This is a genomic window from Herbaspirillum sp. BH-1, from assembly GCF_002870055.1.
Lineage (GTDB): Bacteria > Pseudomonadota > Gammaproteobacteria > Burkholderiales > Burkholderiaceae_D > Herbaspirillum > Herbaspirillum frisingense.
In genome coordinates, this window is record NZ_PKOI01000008.1 from 210811 (window position 1) to 233342 (window position 22532).

A 22532-nucleotide genomic window follows, 5' to 3' on the forward strand; every position below is an offset into this window, starting at 1 on the left:
CTGTGTGTGCCTCCGGAAGACGGGCTGACAGGGGAGACCCCGGTTCAGGCCTGCTCGAACTGCCGTATCGTCTCCAGCACGTTGGCCGTCGCCTTGTCCAGGCCGGGCAGGGCACGATGCGCCACGCCGATGTGGCGCTTGAGCACCGGGGAGAGGGGAACGATGCGGATATCCTTGTGGCGCTCCAGCTCGGCGGCCAGCGGCTGTTCCAGCGGCAGGACGGCGGCGCCGTAGCCGGCCGAGACCAGGCTCTTCATGGCTTCGTTGTAGTTGAGCTCGATACGCGCGCGCGGGTTTTCCCCGGCCTCGGCAAACCAGGCCATGGTCAGGCGATACATCTGCGTGGTCGCGTCGTTGAAGATCATCGGCTTGTCCACCAGCCAGCCCGGCTTGATGGCAGCCGGTGATTTCCACGTGGCCGGCAGGAAGGCCATCATGCGATCACTGCGCCAGTGCGTGATCAGGATGTCCTTGGAAGACTGGATGGGGGTGGCCACCAGGCCGATGTCGAGCGTGCCTTCCTGCAGGCGCGCCATGGTCTCGTTCGAGCCCAGGATGTTGACCTCCACATCGATGCCGGGAAAGCTGCTTTCCAGCTTGCGCAATACGCGCGGCAGCAGGTTGACCACCACCCCCGTCGAAGTCCCCAGTCGCACCCGGCCGACCTTGCCTTCCACGTGCTTTCTGGCCACTTCCAGCAGATCGTCGGCATCGCGCAACAGGCGCCTGGCCCGTTCGATCACCAGTGCGCCCAGGGCCGTGGCCTGTACGCGGCGACTGCCACGCATGAGCAGGGCACCGCCCAGGCGCGCCTCAAGATCGCTGACATGCAGGCTGATGGTGGGCTGGGCCAGGTGCAGCGCATTGGCGGCGGCCGAAAAGGTCCCCAGGTCGACGATGGTGACCAGTGTACGCAACTGGTCCAGGCTGAGTTCTCGCATCAGGTTTCCTGATAATAGATGTCATCAAACTCAATTTTACCAATAGCCTGGATTGCCTGATCATGTGCGCATTCAACCAAGGAGAAGTCCATGTGGCCTATCGTCAGCCAGGTCCTTGCCCGCATGCTCGGGGACTACAGCAGATCACGCGGCGCCGCGGTCGTTGAGATCCGGGGCATGGATGCCCGCGAACTCAATGACCTGGGCATCGGCGCCAGCGAAGTCGATTACGTGCTCAGGGATGGCCGCCAGGAGGCTGGCTCCCGCCTGCTTCCCGTCCATCTGCCGTAGGGATGAGGCCCTAGTCCAGCTTGAACTTGCCCACCACCGCAGCGAGGTTGCCGGCCTGGCCCTTGAGTGAATCGGCGGCGGCTGCCGCCTGTTCCACCAGGGCGGCGTTCTGCTGGGTGGTCTCGTCCATCTGGGTGATGGCCAGGTTCACTTCATTGATGCCGCCGCTCTGTTCCTGGGTGGCGGCGCTGATCTCGGCCACCACGTCGGTCACGCGCCGCACGCTGGCGACCACCTCGTTCATGGTGCTGCCGGCGCGTTCCACCAGGGCACTACCGGCGCTGACCTTCTGCACCGAATCGTCGATCAGTTCCTTGATCTCCTTGGCTGCTCCGGCCGAACGCTGGGCCAGCGAGCGCACCTCCGAGGCCACCACCGCGAAGCCACGGCCCTGTTCGCCGGCCCGGGCTGCTTCCACCGCTGCGTTCAGGGCCAGGATGTTGGTCTGGAAGGCGATGCCGTCGATCACGCTGATGATGTCGGCGATGCGGCGCGAGCTTTCGGTGATGCCTTCCATGGTCTGCACCACCTGGCCCACCACCTCGCCGCCCTGGCTGGCGATGTCCGAGGCAGTGGCTGCCAGCTGGTTGGCCTGGCGGGCGTTGTCGGCGTTCTGGGTCACGGTGGAGGTGAGCTGCTCCATGGCCGAGGCGGTCTCTTCCAGCGAACCGGCCTGCTGCTCGGTGCGGTTGGACAGGTCCAGGTTGCCGCGGGCGATTTCGTTGGAGGCGGTGGCGATGGTATCGGTACCCTGGCGCACCTCGTTGACGATGTCGCGCAGGCTTTCATTCATGGCGCGCAGGGCCTCCATCAGGCGGCCGGTTTCATCGCGCCCGGCCGGGCGGATACGCAGGGTCAGGTCGCCGCGCGCCACGCGCTGGGCGATCTCCACCGCTTCCTTGAGCGGGCGCGCCACATTGGCGGCCACCACGAAGGCCAGCAGCGAACCGATCGCCACGGTCGCCAGCAAGAGCCCGCCGATCCAGCGCTGGGCGCCACGGAATACACCGGTGGCCTCTTCGTCGGCCCGGGCGCTGCCGCTGGCGTTGATCTTCACGATGGCGTCCAGATTACCGACCATGGCGCCATAGAGCCGCGCCGATTCGCCCTTGAAGAGGACGCGGGTCTCGTCGTATTGCTGGTTGGCCGCCATCTCGGCCAGTTGCTCATCGACCTTGATGTAGGCGGCCAGGTTCTTGCCGAACTGGGCGTACTGTTCCTTCTCCTGCGGCTCGGACATGCGTTGTTCGAAGACGGCGCGTTGCTTGGCCAGGGCCTCCAGGCGCGTCTTGATGGCCTGGTTGGCGGCGGCGCGCTCCTGCGGGGTGACGGCGGTGACCAGTTCCAGTTCGGTCAGGCGCAGCGGCGGCAACGAACCCTGCAGCTCGCGCGCGGCATCCATGGTCGGCATCCACTTGGTGACGATCTCGCCGGAAGCGTTGTTGACCTGCTTGAGCTCCTTGATGGCGAACAGGCCCTGCAGCAGGGTCAGTGCGATCACCACGGCAAAGGACAGGGCCAGCTTCCTGGCGATGTTGAGGTTGTAGAACCAGATCATGTCTTCCTCGCGTTCGATTGCTATCGTTGTTGGTATCGGACCCAGGCGATGCGATCGAAGCGGAGCCGCCCGTTTGGCGTGCGGGCGTGCGGGCGCGAGGCGTCAAGAGCGGCGGCCGGCCCGGCTGGGCGGTCGCGGCGAGCAATGAAGTGCTGGTGATGTCATGCTGTCATGCCGTCACGAAGCGTCGGCTTCCTGCCCATCCTGTCTCTCTTCTTGCCGCCGGCTTCCCTGTACTGCCGGCGCTTGCTTGTTCGATGGTCGCATGGCTGAATCGCCACCGATAGTAATCAGCGGCAAGACTTCCATCCAATGAAATTATTCTTTCGGGCAATGCGCGATTTGATATCGATTTGCAGCCCGTTCCCGTCGGTCGCGGCATTGGCTGTCGAGGGACGAAAAAAAAGACCGGGCGAACCCTAATGCCGTTCAGTTAAGCTTGTTACCAGCTCGAAAGCTCGCTCAGACTTTGTTTGCACCAGCGCTGACCGTTCGTCCTGAGTAGCGGCGTAGCCGCGTATCGAAGGCGCGCCACAAGCTGAGCAGCGCCTTCGATACGGCCCTAAAGGGCCTACTCAGTCCGAACGGTTTCAGATGGCTTGAAGAGAACCAAGCAAAATCGCCGCGCCAAAGTCATCTGGCGCGGCGATTTTTTCTTAACTGAACAGCATTACCGGGCGAACCCGGTCTTTTCTGGCTGCTTGCCTAGGGCCTGGCTCAGGCCTTGGACTTGCCGTCCTGTGCCTTGGCCGCTGCCAGCGCGGTCATGTTGATGACGCGACGCACGGTGCTCGACGGGGTCAGCACATGCACCGGGGCGGCCGCACCCAGCAGGATGGGGCCGATGGTGGTGCCCTGGCCGCTGCTGGTCTTCAAGACGTTGAAGAGGATGTTGGCGGCATCCAGGTTGGGGCAGACCAGCACATTGGCCGCGCCGGTGAGACCGCTGTCGGCCAGGCCGACGTTGTTTCGGATCTTTTCCGACAGGGCGGCGTCGCCGTGCAGTTCACCGGCCGATTCCACTTCCGGGGCCAGCTTCCTGAAGGCTTCATGCGCCTGCGCCATCTTGCGGGCCGACGGGCGCGAGGAGCTGCCATGGTTGGAGTGCGACAGGAAGGCTACCTTGGGCGGTACGCCGAAACGCGCCACTTCTTCGGCGGCGGCCTTGGCGATGCGCGCCAGTTGCTCGGCGTCCGGGATGTCGTTGACGTAGGTATCGGTGATGAAGAGGGTCTGGTCCGGCAGCAGCACGGCGTTCAATGCCGCAAATTCCTGGGCGCCGTCCTTCAGGCCGATGACCTTTTCCACATGCGCCAGGTGGCCGTCGTAGTTGCCGTCCAGGCCGCACAGCATGGCATCGGCGTCGCCGGCCTTGACCATCAGCGCGGCCAGCAGGCTGCCGCTGGCACGCACGTCGGCTTCGCTGCCGCCCTGGTATTGCGCGGCGTAGGCGGCCACGCGGGCGTCGCTGGCGGGGTGGATGACTTGTACGTTCTGGCCGATCTTCAGGCGCAGGCCAGCCTTCTTGATGCCCGCTTCGATGGCATCCGGGCGGCCGACCAGGATGGGCGCGGCCAGGCCTTCGTCGGCCACGAACTGCACCGCGCGCAGGACGCGCTCGTCTTCACCGTCGGCATAGACCACGCGCTGCGCGGCCACCTTGGCGGTGTTGAAGACGGGCTGCATGAACATGCCGGTCTGGTAGATGAAGCGGGTCAGCTCTTCGCGGTAGGCGGCGTAGTCCTTGATGGGACGGGTCGCCACGCCGGACTCGGCGGCAGCCTTGGCCACGGCCGGAGCGATCTTGAGGATCAGGCGCGAATCGAAGGGGGTCGGGATCAGGTAGTCGGCACCGAATACCAGTTCCTTGCCGGGATAGGCGGCGCTGACTTCGGCGCTGGTCTCGGCTTTGGCCAGGTCGGCGATCTCGCGCACGCAGGCCAGCTTCATGGCTTCGGTGATCTTGGTGGCGCCGCAGTCCAGCGCGCCACGGAAGATGTAGGGGAAGCACAGCACGTTGTTGACCTGGTTCGGATAGTCCGAACGGCCGGTGGCGATGATGCAGTCCGGGCGCACAGCCTTGGCCAGTTCGGGGCGGATTTCCGGTTCCGGGTTGGCCAGGGCCAGGATGATGGGCTTGTCGGCCATGGTCTTGACCATCTCGGCGCTCAGCACGCCCGGGGCCGAGCAGCCCAGGAAGACGTCGGCGCCATTGACCACGTCGGCCAGGGTGCGCGCCTCGGTCTTGATGGCGTAGCGTTGCTTGGAGGCGTCCAGGCCACCGGGGCGGCCTTCATAGATGACGCCCTTGCTGTCGACCATGAAGACGTTCTCGCGCTTCACACCCAGGCCGATCATCACTTCCACGCAGGCAATCGCGGCTGCACCGGCGCCGGAGACGGCGATCTTGACGCTACCGATGTCCTTGCCGACCAGTTCCAGGCCGTTCAGCAGGGCCGCCGAGGAGATGATGGCGGTGCCGTGCTGGTCATCGTGGAAGACCGGGATATTCATGCGGGCCGACAGCTTCTGCTCGATGTAGAAGCACTCGGGAGCCTTGATGTCTTCCAGGTTGATGCCGCCCAGGGTCGGCTCCAGCGAGGCGATGATCTCGACCAGCTTGTCCGGATCGGTCTCGGCCAGTTCGATGTCGAACACGTCCACGCCGGCAAACTTCTTGAACAGGCAACCCTTGCCTTCCATCACCGGCTTGGACGCCAGCGGACCGATGTTGCCCAGGCCCAGCACGGCGGTGCCGTTGGAGACCACGGCCACCAGGTTGCCGCGCGAGGTGTAGTCGAAGGCCTTCAGCGGATCGGCTTCGATATCCAGGCAGGGATAGGCCACGCCCGGCGAATAGGCTAGCGACAGGTCGCGCTGGTTGGACAGTGGCTTGGTGGGGCGGACTTCGATCTTGCCGCGCGACGGGGTGCGGTGGTATTCGCGGGCGGCGTCACGCAGGAGTTGCTCGGCGGCAGAAATTTGTTGGGTCATGATCTTGATGAGGGATTAACGGTCTTGAGGAAGCGAGGGCCGGATGCAGGCGGCTCGCGTTCGCTGTTCTGGTTTCCTGGTCTGAATGCGGCGGGCCGATCGCGCAGGGTGCTGCGTTCTCGTCGGCTCGGATAATGGGTGCGGGAACCGGCCATCGGCTCCACGCGCCTGCCTCCGCCCGCTCCGGGCTTGTGGCCGCCGGAACGGGTGCGGGGAGGGGGATATTACCTAAATTTTCAGCATTCGGGTTTTTTGTGCGTATGTCCGCTTTGAGCGAAGTCTTGTCGGCTGTCTGTTACAAGCTGTTTCCATCTCGTTGATTGTCGACACATCTCTTCGAGATGAAGGCGCGCATAATCCATTTGTCGGCGATCCCGTTCGTCCATGGGTTGAATGTGGGTCGCTGTGTCTACATTTGTCGTCATTACCGTAACGGCAGGAGCCCGCCATGATGAATCCGCAAGAAACCCAAGCCCTTCAGGATTTTCTCCAACAATTGACCCAGGTCCGGGGCATCACCAAGGATGCCCAGGCCGATGCGATGATCGCCCAGGCGGTCGCGCAGCAGCCGGATGCGGCCTATCTGCTGGTGCAGCGGGCGCTGCTGATGGAGCAGGCGCTCAATGCCAGCAAGGCCCAGGTCAGCGCGCTGCAGGCCCAGGTCCAGGCGCTGCAGGCCGGTGGCGCCCGGGAACCGGGTTTTCTGGATGGCAATGCCTGGGGGCATGCACCGTCTGGTGCCCGCCCGCAGGCGGCACCGGCGTCGACCTATCCTCCGGCTTATGCAACTGCGCCTGCGCCCGCACCGGCACCGGCCTATGCTTCACCTGCGCCAGCGCCGGCCTACCAGGCAGCGCCGGCACCGGCGCCGTCTTCAGGCTTCTTCGGGGGCGGCATGGGCAGCGTGCTGGGCAGTGTCGCCGCCACGGCGGCCGGTGTGGCCGGTGGTGCTTTCCTGTACCAGGGCATCGAGCACATGTTCAATGGCAATAGCGGGGCTGGCCTGGCACGCCAGAACGGCCTGAGCGCTCCTGTGGAAAACATCGAGAACACCACGGTCAACAATTACTACGGCAGCGATGGCGAGCGCAAATCAGACTTGGCCAGCAATGCCAGCGGTAGTGGCAGCAGTAATGACAGCAGTAATGACAGCAGTGACTTCGGCTCCAGCAGCGATCTGGCAGACCTGAGCAACTTCGATCTGGACGACAGCGGCGGTTACGACGATTCGCTGGTATGAGCGCATGAGGTCATGGGCATTTGGCGTGATTGCCTGATTGCCTGATGGAAGAACAAAAGCCAGCTCCGCGGAGCTGGCTTTCTTGTTTTCGCTCAGGCTGTCATGGCTCAAAGCGGGTAGTGCTCATCTTCCAGCAGCATGTCTTCGAAGAAGGCGCCGAAGCGATGCTGCGGATCGCGCAGGTGGATTTCCAGGATCCAGCGCATGGTCGCCGGGGCCTGCTCGAACTCGGCCAGCGCACCGGTATGGATGGCCGCATGCGGGAAATCCGACACGCGGTGGCCCGGCAGGTCGAAGTTGAGTTCCCAGCCCATGGCGCGTGCCGTCTTGTCGGCGAAGTCATAGAGCTGGCGTCCGCTCAGTTGCTGCCGGTCCCAGGCCTGGCGTGCCTGGTGGAAGAGTTCTTCGGCATCGCGGGCGCAGCGTGCATAGTCAGCATGTTGTCCGACCGTAAAGGTCTTGCCGCCATCGCCTTCCCAGGCCTCCACGCGGGGGGCGATGTCGAGGAAGAAGATATCGTTTTCCCCCAGCACCACGCCGGGCTCGGAGGCCAGTTTCATGGGCTTGATGGTATTGCGCCCGAAACGCACGCGGGTGGGGTGCCAGCTCAGGGCCAGGCCCATGTCGGCCATCTCCTGTTTGGCCATGGCCACCGCGTCTTCTTCCACCATGCCCGGCACGACGCGCTCGGCGATGCGGGCGATGGCTTCACGGGTCTTGCGCCGCGCCAGCAGCATGCCGTCCACGGAGAAGGCGGGGCCGACGCGTTCGGCCGGCAGGGAAACGGAGGGGGTAGGGGATGACATGCAGAACTCCTGGTGGTCATGCCGGCGGTGCGGCGGAAGCGAGGATTATCGCGGCGCCACCGCAAGCCGGGATGCGCATTCGGCCTGGGCTTTCGGCCAGTCTGGAGGTGAATCCGGCCAGCACCGGGGCTGGCCGGATTCGGCTGTCGTCTGGCCGAGGCTCAATGGCGCTGCCGCAGCGGCCAGCCCATGCGCGTGCCACAATTGCGCTCTGCCGACGGCATACGGGCAGGCCTGCATGCCGTTCTTCCGACCCCTCGTGCGATCCCTCCCATGAAGACAGTGACAGTCGTGATTTTCGATGGCGTGCAATCGCTTGATGTGTCCGGCCCGCTGGACGTGTTCTCCGAGGCCAACCGGTTTTTGCTGCCGGGTGACCGCTATCGCCTGCAGACCGTCAGCGTGGATGGCGCGGCAGTGACTTGTTCAAATGGCCTGGGCTTGAACGCCGGCCTTACCTGGCGCGACGCCGACGGCGAGGATGACCTCTTGCTGGTGGCCGGTGGCCCGACGCTGGTGGAGCGTCGCTTCGATCCCGCCATCCATGCGTGGTTGCGCCAGGCCTGCGCCCGTGCCGGCAAGTTCGGCTCGATCTGCAATGGTGCGTTCATGCTGGGGCGGGCCGGGCTGCTGGATCACCGCACCGTGACCACCCACTGGAATGATGCCGCCGCGTTGGCCGCGCTGTGTCCGCTGGCGCGGGTCGAGGCCGATCGCATCTATGTGCAGGACGAGGGCCTGTACACCTCGGCCGGCGTCACCGCCGGCATCGATCTGGCGCTCTACCTGCTGCGTCAGGATCATGGCGCCGAACTGGCCCTGAACGTGGCCAAGCGGCTGGTGGTGGTGATGCAGCGCAGCGGCGGCCAGTCGCAGTTCAGCCCGTATCTCGATCATCTGGCACCGCCCGATTCTCCCATCGCCGAGGTGCAGCGCCATGTGCTGGCCAATCTCAGGCAGCCGCTGTCGGTGGCCGAACTGGCGGCCGTGGCGCGCATGAGCCTGCGCAGCTTCTCCCGCAGTTTTTCACGCGAGGCGGGCATGGCGCCGGCCGAGTTCGTGCAGCGCGCCCGCATCGATGCCGCACGCGCCCAGCTGGAGCACGGCACCGCGCCGATCAAAGCGATTGCCTACGCCTGCGGCTTTGGCGACGCCGGCCGCATGCGCAATGCCTTCGTGCGGGTGTTGGGGGTGAGCCCGCAGCGTTATCGGGAGGCCTTTGGCCAGGACCTGGGCACCTGATACGGCCGGGCTCAATTCTGCAGTGTGGTGCGGGAGGTACAACGCAAACCGGGAATTGGTAAGAAATATGATGATCATCATATTTGTGCTATTGTGCTCCCATGAATTCCACCGCACCCAGCAAGAAGGAGCAATCCCACCAGCGCATCGTGGCCGCCGCCGCGCGGGCGATGCGTCGCAGTGGCTTCAAGGGCGTCAGCGTGGCCGAGGTCATGAAGGAGGCCGGGCTGACCCATGGTGGCTTCTACGCCCACTTTGCCTCGCGGGATGCCTTGCTGGCCGAGGCGGTCAGCCATGCCAGCCGCGATAGCGCGACGCTGATCATGAACCACGTCGGCAAGCAGGCGGAGGCCGGCGGCGAGCGCTTCCGGGCCTACGTCAACGCCTATCTGTCCGACACCCAGATCGAGGCCTGCGAAAACGGTTGCCCGGTGGCGGCGCTATGCAGCGAGATGCGCGGCCAGGCGCCGGAGGTGATGGCGTCCTCGCGCGAGGCCGTCCACAGCCTGCAGCAACTGGTACGCGAGGTCTTGCCGGCCCATCATGGCGAGCAGGCGAGCTGGGTGGTGGCCGCGACCCTCAGCGGCGCGCTGCAGATGGCACGGGTGATGGGCAACACCCCGCAGGGACGCGCCTTGCTGGCATCCACCCGGGCCGAATTGCTGGCGCGCTACGCAGACTGAACAGGAAACTGAGCCAGGGCGCCCGGGATCGGGTGGCGCCCTGTTTTTTTACCCATGAATATGATGATCATCATATTTTGATTTGACCCGATCACAAGACGCTTGATTGCCAACCCGGATCGAGGCCGGATAGACCGGCCTCACTGACCCCACAGAACTCCATTGAAAGGAAAGATCATGAAACTCGAAAACGCTGTCGTCCTGGTGACCGGTGCCAACCGTGGCCTGGGCCTGGAATTTGCCAGACAAGCCCTGGAGCGCGGCGCCCGTCGCGTCTATGCCGGTGCGCGTGATATCGCTTCGGTCAAGCTGGCCGGCGTGGAGCCGATCGAGCTCGACGTGACCAGGCCCGAGCAGGTCAAGGCCGCTGTGGAACGCATCGGCGACCTGAGCGTGCTGATCAACAACGCCGGCATCGCCCGCGTAGGCGGCCTGCTGCACGCCGGTGCGCAGGAACAACTGCAGGATCACTTGAACACCAACCTGTTCGGCATGCTCAACCTGAGCCAGGCCTTCGCCCCGGTGCTGGCCCGCCAGGGTGGCGGCGCGCTGGTCAACGTGCTGTCGGTGATCAGCATGGTCAATTCGCCCATGCTGGCGGCCTACGGGGTCTCCAAGGCAGCGGCCTGGTCGCTGACCAATGGCCTGCGCCAGGAACTGCGCGAGCAGGGGACGCAGGTGATGGGCGTGCACGCAGGTTTCATCGATACCGACCTGACCCGCGGCTTCGACGCCCCCAAGTCGCGTCCCGAAGATGTGGTGCGCCAGACCCTGGATGCGCTGGAAGCCGGTGCGCTGGAGGTCTTCGTCGATGAAGTCAGCCGCCAGGTGCATCAGGCCCTGTCGTCCTCGGTTTACCTGCAGGACGCGCTGGCCCGCTGAGTTGCGGCGTCATGCCTCGGCCCGCCCACGCGGCGGGCCCGCCTGGGGGCGGAACTTTTGGCGTACAATGATCATCTATTTTCGAAGTTGATCGACAGGAGAGCGCCATGCGCAAATCCAACGCCGAAACCGCCGAAACCAGGAAGCGCATCCTCGCCATCGCCTCCGGGCTGTTTCTCAAGAATGGCATCGCCGCCACCGCCATTTCCGACGTCATGTCCGCTGCCGGACTGACGCAGGGCGGCTTCTATCGTCACTTCACTTCCAAGGAACACCTCGTGGCCGACGCCAACGCGGTGGCCTTCGACTTCATCGTTGCCAACCTCGACGAGGCCACGCGCGGCATGTCACCCCGCGAGGCGGTGCAGCAGATCGTCTTCCACTACCTGCGCCAGCATCTGGGCGAGGACCCCCGCATGCTCTGCCCGCTGGCCAATCTGTCCACCGAACTGGGTCACGCCGATCAGCAGGTCAAGGAAGTGGTCACGGCCGGCTATTCGCGCTTCGTCAAGCTGTTCGCCGCCCACCTGATGCGGCTGGACTACCAGGATTACATCGGCCTGGCCGAATCCATCGTCTCGGTCATCGTCGGCGCGGTCTCGCTGGCCCGCATGGCCGATGACCAGGCCCTGGTCGACACCATCGTCGGCAACGCCGAAAACACCGTCCAGCTGCTCCTGCAGAGCGCTCCCACCCAGACCGATCTGGTCACTGCCCGCCCATAAAAAAATCCCGGCAGGATGGCTCCTGTCGGGATAAAGTCGCTACCCCTTGGCGGACAGCGACGCTCCACGGGGATGGTGCTCAGTCCTTGCGGGCCAGCCTGTCGGTGCCGGTGGCGCTGCCACTGCTCTGTTCCTGCCAGCCTCCGCCCAGCGATTTGTACAGCGCGATGCGGTTCTGCACTTCGGCCAGGCCGGTACGGATGGTCTGCTGCTGGCTGGCAAACCAGGCCCGCTGCGCATCGAGGTAGTCGAGATAGCTGGCTTCGCCGCTGTCATAGCGCAGCTTGGCCAGGTCATGGCGCTGCTGTTCGGCACGCTCCTGGGCCTGCACCGCACGCAGCTCGGCGCCCAGCGTTGCCTGTCCGGCCAGGGCGTCGGCCACTTCGCGGAAGGCCACCTGGATCGTCTTTTCGTACTGGGCCACGGCGATATCGCGGTCGGCCTGGGCCACGCCGAGATTGGCCCGATTACGGCCACCATCAAAAATCGGCAGGGTGATCGAAGGCAGGAAGCTCCAGGCCCGGCTGCCGGATTCGAACAGGCCATTCAAGGCATCACTGGCCGAACCGAAGCTGCCGGTCAGGCTGATGCGCGGGAAGAAGGCTGCCCGGGCCGCGCCGATGTTGGCATTGGCGGCGCGCAGCAGCGCTTCCTGCTGGGCGATGTCGGGACGGCCCGTGAGCAGGTCCGAAGGCAGACCGGCGGGCAACTCGGCGATGACGCTGCCGTTCCAGTCGGTGTCGGCTGCCGGTAGCAGGCCGGCCGGGACCGGCTGGCCGATCAGCAGGGCCAGTGCATTCTGGTCCAGGGCGCGCTGGCGTTGGGCTTGCAACAAGGCGATGCGGGCGGCTTCCAGCAGCGAATCGGACTGGCGCAGGTCGTAATCGGAACTGGCACCCATCTCGCGCAGGCTGACCTGGCGCTGATGCGAGGCCGTGCGGCTGTCCAGCGTCTGGCGCGCCAACGCCAGCAGGCGTTCGTCGGCCACCAAGGCTTCATAGGTGTAGGCCACCTGCGCCACCACGCTGATCTGCGTGGTCTTGCGAGCCTGCTCGGTGGCGCTGAAGCGCTCCAGTGCTGCGCCGCTCAGGTTGCGCACCCGGCCGAACAGGTCCAGCTCGAAGGCGGTCACGCCCAGTCCCACGCTGTAGGCGGTGGTCAGGCCGCCCTTGCCGGCCGGGGCCACCGCATTCGGGGTTTCCTGGCGGGCACCGGAGACGCCCAGGTTCAGCGTCGGCAGGCGGTCGGCCGACTGTACCTGGTAGAGGGAGCGCGCCCGCTCGATGTTCAGGGCGGCCACGCGCAGGTCGCGATTGTGATCCAGGGCCAGGCTGATGAGCTGGCGCAGCGATGGATCGCGGAAGAACTGCTGCCAGGGCAGGCTGGCCGCCGACGGCGCCTCGCTGCCGCCGGCGTTGGCATTGACGTTGGCGTTGGCGGTAGCGGCCAGATCGGCCGGCCACTGGGTCTGCACCGGCAGGGCCGGGCGTTCATAGGTGGGGGCCAGCGAGCAACCGGCCAGCAGGGTCGCCAGCAGAGACGCGGCGCCCAGGTGTTTGATGACGTTCATGCGAACTCCTTGGAATCGGAATGCTTGACCAGAGGGGCGTCGCCCGAGGGCTTGCGCACCTTGAACCACAGCGAATACAGCGCTGGCAGGAACAGCAGGGTCAGCAGGGTACCCACGCCGACACCGCCGATGAGCACATAGGCCAGCGGACCCCAGAAGCTGGAATGGGTCAGCGGGATGAAGGCCAGCATCGCCGCCACGGCGGTCAGGATCACCGGACGCGCACGGCGCACGGTCGATTCGATCACCGCCTCGTAGGCCGACAGGCCGGCGTCGAGGTCATGGCGGATCTGGTCCACCAGGATCAGCGTGTTGCGCATCAGGATGCCGGCCAGGCCGATCAGGCCCAGGATGGCGTTGAAGCCGAACGCCTGATGGAACACCAGCAGCGTGGGAACGGCACCCACCAGGCCCAGCGGGGCGGTGGCAAACACCATCCACATGGTGGCGAAGGAACGTACCTGCAGCATGATGACGGTCAACATCAGCACGATCATCAGCGGGAACAGCTTGGCCAGCGCCTTGTCGGCCTTGGCGCTTTCTTCCACCGAGCCGCCGGTATCGATGTGGTAACCCGCCGGCAGGCTGGCCTTGAGCTGTTCCAGCTTGGGAAGGATGGCGTGGGTCACGTCGGGCGGCTGGGTGCCGTCGCGGATGTCGCCCTGCACGGCGATGTAGGTCTCGCGGTCATAGCGCTTGAGGACGGCATCTTCCATCCGCGTTTCCAGTCGCGCCACCTGGGCCAGCGGCACGCTGGCGCCGGTGTCGGTGGTCAGCACCAGATTGCGCAGGTCGGCCAGGTTGTTGCGTTCGGCGTGCGGGCTGCGGATGAGCACATCCACAGTGCGCAGGCCTTCCCTGACCTGGGTGGCGGGGATGCCGTTGAGCATGGCCTGCAACTGGTTGGCGGCGTCGCGCGGCGACAGGCCCAGCTGGCGCAGACGCTCCTGGTCCAGGCTCAGGTGCACGGTGGGCGTACGGTTGCCCCAGTCCATGTGCACATCCCGCATGTCGGGGTTCTGGATCATCACCACGCGCACCTGCTCGGCGATGTCGCGCACCTTGTCCAGGTCCGGACCGACCACGCGGAACAGTACCGGGAAGGGGACCGGCGGGCCGAACACGAACTGGCTCACCCGCACCCGTGCCTGCGGGAAGCGGCCCTCGGCGATCATCTTGCGGATCTTTTCCTTGAGCACGTCGCGCTCGGCAGGGCCGGCGGTGAGCACGATCATCTGTGCAAAGGCCGGGTTGGGCAGCTCAGGATTGATCGAAAGGAAGAAGCGCGGCGTGCCCTGACCGATGTAGCTGGAGACGATCTCGGCTTCCGGTTCCTGGCGCAGATTGGCTTCAATCTGCTTGACCACGGCGTCGGTGGCGGCGAAGGCGCTGCCTGGCGGGAGATTGATTTCCAGCGTCAGTTCAGGACGTTCGGAGTTGGGGAAGAACTGCTTCTGCACCGACCCCATGCCCACGCCGGCCAGCAGGAACAGGCCCACGGTCACGGCGGCGGTCAGCCACTTGTGGTCCACGCACCAGCGCACCAGATTGCGCAGGCGCACGTAGTTGGGCGTGCTGTAGATCTCGTCATGGCCACCGGCCTTGACGGCGATGTCGGGCAACATCTTCACGCCCATGTAGGGAATGAACAGCACCGCCACCACCCACGAGGTGATGAGCGCGAAGGCCACCACCCAGAAGATGTTGCCGGCGTATTCGCCTGCCGTGGAGCGGGCGAAGCCCACCGGCAGGAAGCCGATGATGGTCAGGAGCGTCCCCGAGAGCATGGGGGCGGCCGTGGCGGTCCAGGCATAGGTGGCCGCCGCCACGCGGTCCAGGCCTTCTTCCATCTTCACCACGATCATCTCGATGGCAATGATGGCATCGTCCACCAGCAGGCCCAGCGAAAGGATCAGCGCGCCCAGCGTGATGCGGTCGAACACCCGCCCGGTCATGAGCATGATGACGAACACCGCGCCCAGCGTCAGCGGCACGGCGGCCGCGACCACCACACCGACGCGCCAGCCCAGGGTCGCCAGGCTGACCGCGATCACCACCGCCAGGGCCATGAAGAACTTGACCATGAATTCATTGATGGCGGCCTTGATGGCCTTGGACTGGTCGGCGATCTGTTCCAGGGCGACGCCGGTGGGCAGTTCATCCTGCATCTTGTGCTGGAAGCTGCCGAGGTCTTCGCCCAGTTGCAGGCCGTTGTAGCCTTTTTTCATGATCACCCCCAGCACCAGCGCGGACTCGCCCTGGGTGCGGATGACGAAGCTGGCCGGGTCTTCATAGCCGCGGCGCACCTCGGCGATGTCGCCCAGCTTGACGGTCCGATCGGCACCCACGATGGGGATGGCCTTGACCGCCTCGACGCTGTCGATGGCGCCATCCAGGCGCAACTGCACACGCGGGCCGGTGGTCTCGACGAAGCCGGCCGAGGTCACGTTGTTCTGCTTGCCCAGCGCATCGATGATGGCCTGGGCCTTGATGCCCAGCGTGGCCAGGCGCTGGTAGGAGATATCGACGAAGATGCGTTGTTGCTGCTCGCCCAGGATATTGACCTTCTGCACGCCCGGCACATGCAGCAGGCGCTGGCGCAGGTCCTCGGCCTGCAGGACCAGCTGGCGATGCGGCAGCTTCCTGGCTTCCAGCGAGAAGAGCGAGAAATAGACGTCGGAGTATTCGTCGTTGATGAAGGGACCGTAGACCCCATGCGGCAGGTTGGCGGCTTCGTCGCCCAGCTTCTTGCGCACCTGGTAGAACTGTTCCTCCACGGTCTTGGCGTTGGTGTCGTCCTTGAGGTAGAGCTTCATGGTGACCAGCCCGGGGCGGGCGGCGGTTTCCACGCGGTCATAGGCTTCCAGTTCCTGCAGCCGCTTTTCCAGGCGGTCGCCCACCTGTTGCTGCATTTCCTGGGCGGTGGCGCCGGGCCAGGAGGCGGCGATGGTCATGACCTTCACCACGAAGCTGGGGTCTTCGGCACGGCCCAGGCTGAAGAAGGCGAAGATGCCTGCCACGCTGACGGCGATGATCAAAAACAGCGTGATGGCGCGCTGGCGCACGCCGAAGGCGGAGAGATTGAAGCCGCTCATGTTCCGCTCCCCATGCGGGTTTCTGCTAGCAGGGCTACCTTCTGCCCGGCCTTGAGCAGGTGTCCGCCCATGGCCACCACGCGCTGGCCGGTGACCAGGCCGTCGGAGATGCGGACCTGCTCGGCCCCCAGTTGCTCCACCTTCACCGCTTGCAGGCTGACGGTATTGGTCTTGGCATCGATGACCCACACGCCACTGCCCTTGCCCTGATCGACCAGCGCGCTGATGGGCAGGGTGACGCCGATGGCGGCCGGGGTGGCGACATGGATGGTGACGGTGGCGCCCAGTGCGGCGTGGGCGGCGCTGCCACCCAGGGCGTAGCGCGCCAGGTAGGTACGGGTCTGCGGATCGGCCACGGCGGCCAGTTCGCGCAGGGTGGCCGGGGCCTGCTTGTCCGGATCGCTGAACAGCGAGGCGGTGGCATTGCGCCTGGCCATGCCCAGTTCCTGCTCGGGCAGATAGACCAGGGCTTCGCGGGCGCCATCGCGGGCCAGGGTCACCACGTTCTGGCCAGCGGCCACCACCTGGCCGACATCGCTGGGAACGGCCAGGACCACGCCATCCATGTCGGCTTTCAGGACGGCATAGTCACGTTGATGTTCGGTCTCGCGGGCCTTGGCGGCTTCGGCGCGGGTCTGCGCCACGGCGGCGTCAGCCGCTGCCTTGGCCAGTTCATAGGCCTGATTGGAGACGGCGCCATGTTCCAGCAGCTTGCGCAGCCGCGCTTCCTCGGCCACCGCCTGCACCTGGCGCGCCTGGGCGGCTTCCACGGCGGCGCGGGCGGCGGCCAGGGCCAGGTCATAGTCTTCGGCATCGATGCGCATCAGGGCCTGGCCACGGCGTACGGTCTGGCCCGGGTCCACCAGGCGTTCCACGATCTTGCCGGCCACCCGGAATCCCAGTTTGCTCTCGGTGCGCGCATGCACCACGCCGGTAAAGCTGACCCGCTCGGTGGTGGCCGGCTGCACGGTGGTCCAGGCCACCTTGGCGACGCTCTCGGCAGGTGGGGGCGGATAGCCGCAGGCGGCCAGGGAGAGCAGCAGCGTGGCGCTGAGGAGGGTGCGCCGCGGCAAACGGAGGAGCAGGGTTTTCATGAGGGCCTCGGAAGAAAGGGATGGTGCGGTACTGGCGCTGGCCAGCGAACATTAGAGTGCATCTAACCACTAAAAATAGATTATCAACGAACTCTAAATTGTTCAAGGTTTTTCTTCCGGGCGGGGTCCGGATACCACAATGATGCTGCCCGGAAAGCTCAGTCCGCCACCGCGACCGGCGGCAGCATGGCATGCAAGGTCTTGCGGCAATTGGCGAGGATGGCCTGCTGGCTGTCGTCGTTGATCGCCACCCGCGCCAGCATGACCGCCCCCACCATGGTAGTGACCACGGCTTCGGCCAGGCGGGCAGGATCGGGCGCACCGGCCCGGGTCGCCAGCACCTGGAAGAACTGCACCAGCCGCTGGTAACCGGCCATGGCGGCGCCTCGCACCAGGCGATCGGCGCGGCGCAGCTCGCTGCCCAGGTTGGGCAGGGGACACATGCTGCCGCACTCCGCTCCGTCGAGCTGGCTCAGGTACATGTCCACGGCGGTGGCCAGCGCCTGGCGTGGCGGCAGGCCGGCCAGTGCCTGGCTGAAAAAATCGAACATGCGGTCATTGGCGGCCAGGTTGGCTTCGGCGATGAGCTGCTCCTTGGACCGGAAGTGCCGGTAGAAGCCGCCCTGGGTCAGGCCGGCCGCGCTCATGATGCTGGCGATGCCGGTCTCGGCCAGGCCGTCGGCGAGGAACATGCGGGTGGCTGTGGACAGGATGCGCTTGCGTGTATCCAGTGTTTCCTGCTTGGATTTCTTCATGGCTTGAACTCCCTTCTGCAAATCAGCTTGCGCGATTTAGAGTTCTAATATAATCTAATTTTAGATGTTTTCCGAACGCTAAATTGTTTCGATTTCTTTCATGGGAAACGGGCGCGGCGCGCGGCGGGTGGTGCAGCAGATCACCACCCGGTACGAAGAAAGTCTTTACCATCGATCCGAATCAACCCATACGAGGAGTAGCAACATGTCCCCCATCAAGGTAGTGGTAGTGACCGGCGTGTCGTCCGGTATTGGCCGCGCAACGGCGCAACGCTTTGCCGAACGCGGCCACAAGGTGTACGGCACCGTACGCAAGCTGGAGGGTGCCGCCGGCATCACCGGCGTGACCCTGCTGGAGATGGACGTGCGCGACGCCGCTTCCATCGAGGCCGCCATGCAGCAGGTGGTCCAGCGCGAGCAGGCCATCGACATCCTGGTCAACAACGCCGGCATGTCGCTGGTGGGGGCGGTGGAAGAGACCTCGGCGGCCGAGGCCCAGGCCCTGTTCGAGGTCAACGTGCTGGGTCTGCTGCGCACCAGCCAGGCGGTGTTGCCGCAGATGCGCAAGCAGGGTGCCGGGCGCATCGTCAACCTGAGTTCGGTGCTGGGCTTCCTGCCGGCGCCCTACATGGGCTTGTATGCCGCCTCCAAGCACGCCGTGGAAGGACTGTCGGAAAGCATGGACCATGAGACACGCCAGTTCGGCGTGCGCGTGCTGCTGATCGAGCCGGCCTATACCCGCACCAGCCTGGATCTGAACGCCCCCAAGGTCCATCACCGCATTCCCGCCTACGACGCCCAGCGGCAGGCCGCGGGGGCGGCGGTGGCGCATCACGTCAACCATGCGCCCCTGCCCGAGACGGTGGCCCAGACCATCGTGGCGGCCGCCCTCGACCCGAAGTGGCGCATGCGCCGCACGCCCAAGGGACAGGCCTCGTTGCTGAGCAAGCTGCGCCGCTTCATGCCGGCCGGCCCGGTGGATGCGGCCATCCGCAAGGACCTCAACCTGAAATGAAATGGGCCGGCGGGAGGATGGTCGGGATGCATGCACCGAACAGGTGGCGTGATCCCGGGAAACATTCCCGCCGGACTTCGCAAGCGCAGCAAGGCGCTTGACTTGGCGTCGCACCGTCCATATGATGCGCATACATCGATGCATATGCATAGTTGTTGCGATCAGACGGCCGGCCATCCCGGTTGTCGGGTTTGTATCTACTGACGACCGGGATGCCCATGAGCAAGGATATTTGTACCTGCGCGCCCCTGCGCCGCCTCACGCGCAGGATCACCATCATCTATGACCACCACCTGCAGGACAGCGACCTGAGCATCACCCAGTATTCGCTGATCAGCCGCATCGGCCGCAAGGGCCCGATCGCCAATATCACCCTGGCGCAGGACATGGGCATGGACCGCAGCACCCTCAGTCGCGCCCTCAAGCCGCTGATGGCGGCCGGATGGGTCGAGACCGTGGACCTGCCGGAGGAAGCCTTGCTGGACAAGCGTTCCTTCGCACTGCAACTGAGCCGCACCGGCCAGGCCAAGCTGGAAGAAGCGCGCCCCCGCTGGCGGCGCGCCCAGGACGAGATCGACCGTCGCCTCGGCCCCAAGCTGGCACGTGAATTCAACGACATCATCGAAGACGCCTATGCACGCCTGCAGGAGGCCTGATCGCGTCCGTCTTCGTTTTTGCTTTTGCTTCATCCAACACCACAACTCCAATCTCTTACGCGTCTCTTTCTCCACAGGACCGCAATGAACAAGCTCACACAATCACTCGCCAACGCCGTCACGCCACGCTTTCACTACGCCTGGGTGGTGGTGGGCGTGATCTTCCTGGTCCTGCTGTGCTCGGCCGGTATCCGCGCCACGCCTTCGGTGATGATCCTGCCGCTGGAGCAGGAGTTCGGCTGGAACCGCTCCACCATCTCGGTGGTGATCTCGGTCAACATCGCACTCTACGGCCTGATCGGTCCATTCTCGGCTGCCGCCATGCAGCGCTTCGGCATCCGCCGGGTGGTGCTGGCAGCCCTGGTGCTGCTGGCCACCGGCACGGCACTGTCGACCCTGATGCACATGCCCTGGCACATGCTGCTGTCCTGGGGCCTGCTGGTGGGCGCCGGTACCGGCGTGGCCGCCAATACCCTGGGTGCCACCATCGTCAGCCGCTGGTTCGAGACCCGGCGCGGCCTGGCCATGGGTCTGCTGACCGCCAGCGCGGCGACAGGACAGATGGTGTTCCTGCCGCTGATGGCGGCGATGGTCGGCAGCTATGGCTGGCGTTCGGTGGCCTTCCTGGTGTCGGCGGTGGCGCTGCTGGCCATCCCGCTGGTGTGGTTGCTGTTGCCGGAGAGCCCGGCGGCCATCGGCCAGAAGATGGTCGGCCAGGTCGAGGACGTCAAGGATGAAGGCCTGTCCCGCCGCAATCCCCTTGCCATTGCCCTGGACGCCTTGCGCACCTCGGTACGCATGCCGGACTTCTGGCTGCTGTTCATGAGCTTCTTCGTTTGCGGCCTGTCCACCAATGGCTATATCGGTACGCAGTTCATCGCCATGTGCAATGACTACGGCATCAATGAAGTCAGTGGCGCCTCCATCCTGGCCGCCATGGGCATGCTGGACCTGGTCGGCACCACGCTCTCGGGCTGGCTGTCGGATCGCTACAATCCGCGCGTGCTGCTGTTCTGGTACTACGGCCTGCGCGGCCTGGCGCTGATCTTCCTGCCCTATGCCTTCGGTCTCCAATATTACGGCCTGACCATCTTCGCCATCTTCTATGGCCTGGACTGGATCGCCACCGTGCCGCCGACCGTGCGCCTGGCCAATGACGTTTTCGGTCGCCTGGCTGCACCCATCGTCTTCGGCTGGATCGTCGCCGGCCACCAGCTGGGTGCCGCCACCGCCACCACGGTCGCCGGTTATATGCGGGCCACGCTGGGCAACTACACCCTGTCGTCCATCATGATGGGTGTGGCCTGCCTGATCGGTGCGGTGCTGGTACTACGCATCAAGGGCAAGCAGGGGCAGCCGACGCCGGTTCCGGCCTGATTCTGCCCCCTGGTTTGTGCGAAAAGTCATCCTTCTTTTGGAGGGATGACTTTTCTTGCTTGTTAGGTATTTGTGGCAATCGTGCAAGGGCATATGGCGTGCGAGAATGCCGCACGCTCGCAGCGCCGGCCTGACCGGGCGTGCCGATCTCCAGCATTGCTTGCGCCGGTCCAAACACTTGCCCGATGATGAACAAGAACCGCAACCTCACCCTGCCAAGGATGTTGACCGCGCTGGCGGTCATGCTCGGCCTGAACCTGCCGGCCTACGCCGGTCCGGCGACCCTGCCATCGATAGCGGACAAGACACCGCTGCGCATGCCGGCCGAAGCCCAAGCCCGGCCGGCCTTCCTGGCCCGTGCGCTGCGTCATTTCGAGCAGGGCCCGCAGATCATCGGCGAGCTGCAGCAGGGGTTGTTCTGCTCGCGCAAGAACGACATCGTCTGGAACCCGAAAAGCGCCGATGTGCTGTTGCCGACCAGTGCCCTGTCTGCACGCTTTCGCCAGGAGCTGCAGGCCCAGGGTTACCCGGTGCCGGCGGCGCGGCCGGAAATCCTGTTTCCCGAGCGGCCGGAAGACATCGCACAAGCCGATCCCAACCGCACTGGAGAATCCAATCTGCAGGTCGGCGTGGTGGTCACCCAGTTGCGGACCAATCTCTGCATGAAGGGCGGTAATGCCTGGACCGGCGAGGCCTACGTCAGGCTTGACTGGCAACTGTTCGCGCCGGAGCAGCGCAAGGTGATCTATCGCGGCAGCAGCGAAGGGGTGTTCCGCTCGGGCAGCACGGGCTTCGAGGGCGCATCGCCCCAGGTTCCGGTGGAAGCCTTCGCCGTGGCGCTGCGCAATCTGCTGGCCGACCCGGCCTTCGCACTGGCAGTGCAGACACCCTACGAGCGCGCTGCCGCTGCGTTGCCACCGCCCAGAACCGAGCATCAGCCGCCGGCCAGGGCTGTGGAGATCGACAACCGCTCACCCGACCGCCAGGGGGCGGAGATGTCCAAGGTCATCGGCGAATTGCGCACGGCGGTGGTCACGGTCTTCAGCGAGCGGAGCTCCGGGACCGGCTTCTATATCGGCGGTTCCGGCTGGCTGCTGACCAATCATCATGTCATCGGCGATGCGCGGGTGGTGCGGGTGCGCCTGCCCTCCGGACGCGAACTGATGGCCGAGGTGGTGCGCTCCGACGTGGCGCGGGATGTGGCCCTGCTCAAGACCGCACCACCCGGCGTGCGCCCGCTGCCACTGCGCCTGACCGAGCCGGGCATCGGCGAGGATGTCTATGCCCTGGGCTCGCCGCTGGGCGATGCCTTCAATACCACATTGACGCGCGGCATCCTCAGTGGCGTGCGCACGGTGCGGGATCTGGATTTTCTCCAGAGTGACGTGGCCATCCTGCCCGGTAGCAGCGGCGGTCCACTGCTGGACAAGTCAGGGCAGGTGATCGGCATCACCGTGGCCGGCCTGGGGGCCAAGGGGCTGGCCGGGATGAATTTCTTCATTCCGGTGGGCAGTGCGCTGCAGCGCCTGAATCTGCAGTTGCTGGACCGGCCATCCTCCCAGACGCCGCAATCTTCCCCCTCCCGTAGCAGCCCCTAGCGGACTGCAG

The 22532-nt window shown here is 65.2% G+C and carries 18 protein-coding genes; 10 read left to right on the forward strand and 8 right to left on the reverse strand.

Going from position 1 to position 22532, the window contains the following annotated elements:
* Window positions 1–44: 44 nt before the first annotated feature.
* Window positions 45–941, reverse strand: coding sequence for a LysR family transcriptional regulator (locus tag HBH1_RS13395; RefSeq protein WP_006463781.1), 897 nt, complete (start codon window positions 939–941; stop codon window positions 45–47).
* Between the two features lie 90 nt (window positions 942–1031).
* Between HBH1_RS13395 and HBH1_RS13400 the strand changes: the two genes are divergently transcribed.
* Window positions 1032–1232 (forward strand): hypothetical protein, encoded by a 201-nt coding sequence (locus HBH1_RS13400; protein ID WP_102663151.1) that lies wholly within the window; start codon window positions 1032–1034, stop codon window positions 1230–1232.
* Window positions 1233–1242: 10 nt separating this feature from the next.
* Here HBH1_RS13400 and HBH1_RS13405 read toward each other — a convergent pair whose 3' ends face one another.
* Window positions 1243–2790 carry a methyl-accepting chemotaxis protein gene (locus HBH1_RS13405; RefSeq protein WP_006463779.1) on the reverse strand — a complete coding sequence of 516 codons (1548 nt, stop codon included), beginning with the start codon at window positions 2788–2790 and terminating at the stop codon, window positions 1243–1245.
* 717 nt (window positions 2791–3507) lie between these two features.
* Window positions 3508–5784 (reverse strand): NADP-dependent malic enzyme, encoded by a 2277-nt coding sequence (locus tag HBH1_RS13410; RefSeq protein WP_102663152.1) that lies wholly within the window; start codon window positions 5782–5784, stop codon window positions 3508–3510.
* 451 nt (window positions 5785–6235) lie between these two features.
* Here HBH1_RS13410 and HBH1_RS13415 point away from each other — a divergent pair, with 451 nt between their 5' ends.
* A complete protein-coding gene (locus tag HBH1_RS13415; protein ID WP_102663192.1) occupies window positions 6236–7024 on the forward strand; it encodes a DUF2076 domain-containing protein in 789 nt (262 codons plus the stop codon).
* Window positions 7025–7131: 107 nt separating this feature from the next.
* Here HBH1_RS13415 and HBH1_RS13420 read toward each other — a convergent pair whose 3' ends face one another.
* A complete protein-coding gene (locus tag HBH1_RS13420) occupies window positions 7132–7830 on the reverse strand; it encodes a M24 family metallopeptidase (RefSeq protein ID WP_102663153.1) in 699 nt (232 codons plus the stop codon).
* Between the two features lie 273 nt (window positions 7831–8103).
* On the opposite strand from HBH1_RS13420, the gene HBH1_RS13425 reads away from it, so the two are divergent.
* The 4 genes from HBH1_RS13425 to HBH1_RS13440 all read left to right on the forward strand — a co-directional run bounded on the left by HBH1_RS13425 (window position 8104) and on the right by HBH1_RS13440 (window position 11362).
* A complete protein-coding gene (locus HBH1_RS13425; RefSeq protein WP_102663154.1) occupies window positions 8104–9072 on the forward strand; it encodes a GlxA family transcriptional regulator in 969 nt (322 codons plus the stop codon).
* 101 nt (window positions 9073–9173) lie between these two features.
* Window positions 9174–9755, forward strand: a complete 582-nt coding sequence (locus tag HBH1_RS13430) for a TetR/AcrR family transcriptional regulator (RefSeq protein ID WP_102663155.1) — start codon at window positions 9174–9176, stop codon at window positions 9753–9755.
* 177 nt (window positions 9756–9932) lie between these two features.
* Complete coding sequence (locus HBH1_RS13435; protein WP_102663156.1) at window positions 9933–10637, forward strand: SDR family oxidoreductase; 705 nt, start codon at window positions 9933–9935, stop codon at window positions 10635–10637.
* Window positions 10638–10744: 107 nt separating this feature from the next.
* The gene (locus tag HBH1_RS13440; protein ID WP_102663157.1) at window positions 10745–11362 is read left to right on the forward strand and encodes a TetR/AcrR family transcriptional regulator; all 618 of its coding nucleotides are present in this window, start codon (window positions 10745–10747) and stop codon (window positions 11360–11362) included.
* Window positions 11363–11441: 79 nt separating this feature from the next.
* Here the strand turns inward: HBH1_RS13440 and HBH1_RS13445 are convergent, their stop codons facing one another.
* The 4 genes from HBH1_RS13445 to HBH1_RS13460 all read right to left on the reverse strand — a co-directional run bounded on the left by HBH1_RS13445 (window position 11442) and on the right by HBH1_RS13460 (window position 17876).
* On the reverse strand, window positions 11442–12932 hold the full coding sequence (locus HBH1_RS13445; RefSeq protein WP_102663158.1) for an efflux transporter outer membrane subunit: 1491 nt from the start codon (window positions 12930–12932) through the stop codon (window positions 11442–11444).
* Window positions 12929–16027 carry an efflux RND transporter permease subunit gene (locus tag HBH1_RS13450; RefSeq protein ID WP_102663159.1) on the reverse strand — a complete coding sequence of 1033 codons (3099 nt, stop codon included), beginning with the start codon at window positions 16025–16027 and terminating at the stop codon, window positions 12929–12931. Before HBH1_RS13450 ends, HBH1_RS13445 begins: the two co-directional genes overlap by 4 nt.
* Entirely contained in the window at window positions 16024–17121 is a 1098-nt protein-coding gene (locus HBH1_RS13455; RefSeq protein ID WP_233207604.1) for an efflux RND transporter periplasmic adaptor subunit, read from the reverse strand. The genes HBH1_RS13450 and HBH1_RS13455 overlap by 4 nt, the downstream gene beginning before the upstream one ends.
* A gap of 158 nt (window positions 17122–17279) precedes the next feature.
* Entirely contained in the window at window positions 17280–17876 is a 597-nt protein-coding gene (locus HBH1_RS13460) for a TetR/AcrR family transcriptional regulator (protein WP_102663161.1), read from the reverse strand.
* A gap of 205 nt (window positions 17877–18081) precedes the next feature.
* On the opposite strand from HBH1_RS13460, the gene HBH1_RS13465 reads away from it, so the two are divergent.
* From HBH1_RS13465 to HBH1_RS13480, 4 genes are all read left to right on the forward strand, one after another.
* A complete protein-coding gene (locus HBH1_RS13465; protein ID WP_102663162.1) occupies window positions 18082–18891 on the forward strand; it encodes an oxidoreductase in 810 nt (269 codons plus the stop codon).
* A gap of 218 nt (window positions 18892–19109) precedes the next feature.
* Window positions 19110–19547, forward strand: a complete 438-nt coding sequence (locus HBH1_RS13470; protein ID WP_102663193.1) for a MarR family winged helix-turn-helix transcriptional regulator — start codon at window positions 19110–19112, stop codon at window positions 19545–19547.
* An 84-nt stretch (window positions 19548–19631) separates the two neighbouring features.
* Window positions 19632–20924 carry an MFS transporter gene (locus HBH1_RS13475; protein WP_102663163.1) on the forward strand — a complete coding sequence of 431 codons (1293 nt, stop codon included), beginning with the start codon at window positions 19632–19634 and terminating at the stop codon, window positions 20922–20924.
* Between the two features lie 185 nt (window positions 20925–21109).
* Window positions 21110–22522, forward strand: a complete 1413-nt coding sequence (locus HBH1_RS13480) for a S1C family serine protease (RefSeq protein WP_233207605.1) — start codon at window positions 21110–21112, stop codon at window positions 22520–22522.
* Window positions 22523–22532 lie beyond the last annotated feature (10 nt).

Excerpts from the sequence above, each read along its gene's own strand:
- HBH1_RS13465 (WP_102663162.1), top strand. The coding sequence starts at position 18,082 with ATGTCCCCCATCAAGGTAGTGGTAGTGACCGGCGTGTCGTCCGGTATT.
- HBH1_RS13460 (WP_102663161.1), bottom strand. The coding sequence starts at position 17,876 with ATGAAGAAATCCAAGCAGGAAACACTGGATACACGCAAGCGCATCCTG.
- HBH1_RS13420 (WP_102663153.1), bottom strand. The coding sequence starts at position 7,830 with ATGTCATCCCCTACCCCCTCCGTTTCCCTGCCGGCCGAACGCGTCGGC.
- HBH1_RS13430 (WP_102663155.1), top strand. The coding sequence starts at position 9,174 with ATGAATTCCACCGCACCCAGCAAGAAGGAGCAATCCCACCAGCGCATC.
- HBH1_RS13480 (WP_233207605.1), top strand. The coding sequence starts at position 21,110 with ATGATGAACAAGAACCGCAACCTCACCCTGCCAAGGATGTTGACCGCG.
- HBH1_RS13410 (WP_102663152.1), bottom strand. The coding sequence starts at position 5,784 with ATGACCCAACAAATTTCTGCCGCCGAGCAACTCCTGCGTGACGCCGCC.
- HBH1_RS13415 (WP_102663192.1), top strand. The coding sequence starts at position 6,236 with ATGAATCCGCAAGAAACCCAAGCCCTTCAGGATTTTCTCCAACAATTG.
- HBH1_RS13470 (WP_102663193.1), top strand. The coding sequence starts at position 19,110 with ATGAGCAAGGATATTTGTACCTGCGCGCCCCTGCGCCGCCTCACGCGC.
- HBH1_RS13455 (WP_233207604.1), bottom strand. The coding sequence starts at position 17,121 with ATGAAAACCCTGCTCCTCCGTTTGCCGCGGCGCACCCTCCTCAGCGCC.
- HBH1_RS13405 (WP_006463779.1), bottom strand. The coding sequence starts at position 2,790 with ATGATCTGGTTCTACAACCTCAACATCGCCAGGAAGCTGGCCCTGTCC.
- HBH1_RS13450 (WP_102663159.1), bottom strand. The coding sequence starts at position 16,027 with ATGAGCGGCTTCAATCTCTCCGCCTTCGGCGTGCGCCAGCGCGCCATC.
- HBH1_RS13440 (WP_102663157.1), top strand. The coding sequence starts at position 10,745 with ATGCGCAAATCCAACGCCGAAACCGCCGAAACCAGGAAGCGCATCCTC.
- HBH1_RS13395 (WP_006463781.1), bottom strand. The coding sequence starts at position 941 with ATGCGAGAACTCAGCCTGGACCAGTTGCGTACACTGGTCACCATCGTC.
- HBH1_RS13445 (WP_102663158.1), bottom strand. The coding sequence starts at position 12,932 with ATGAACGTCATCAAACACCTGGGCGCCGCGTCTCTGCTGGCGACCCTG.
- HBH1_RS13475 (WP_102663163.1), top strand. The coding sequence starts at position 19,632 with ATGAACAAGCTCACACAATCACTCGCCAACGCCGTCACGCCACGCTTT.
- HBH1_RS13435 (WP_102663156.1), top strand. The coding sequence starts at position 9,933 with ATGAAACTCGAAAACGCTGTCGTCCTGGTGACCGGTGCCAACCGTGGC.
- HBH1_RS13425 (WP_102663154.1), top strand. The coding sequence starts at position 8,104 with ATGAAGACAGTGACAGTCGTGATTTTCGATGGCGTGCAATCGCTTGAT.
- HBH1_RS13400 (WP_102663151.1), top strand. The coding sequence starts at position 1,032 with ATGTGGCCTATCGTCAGCCAGGTCCTTGCCCGCATGCTCGGGGACTAC.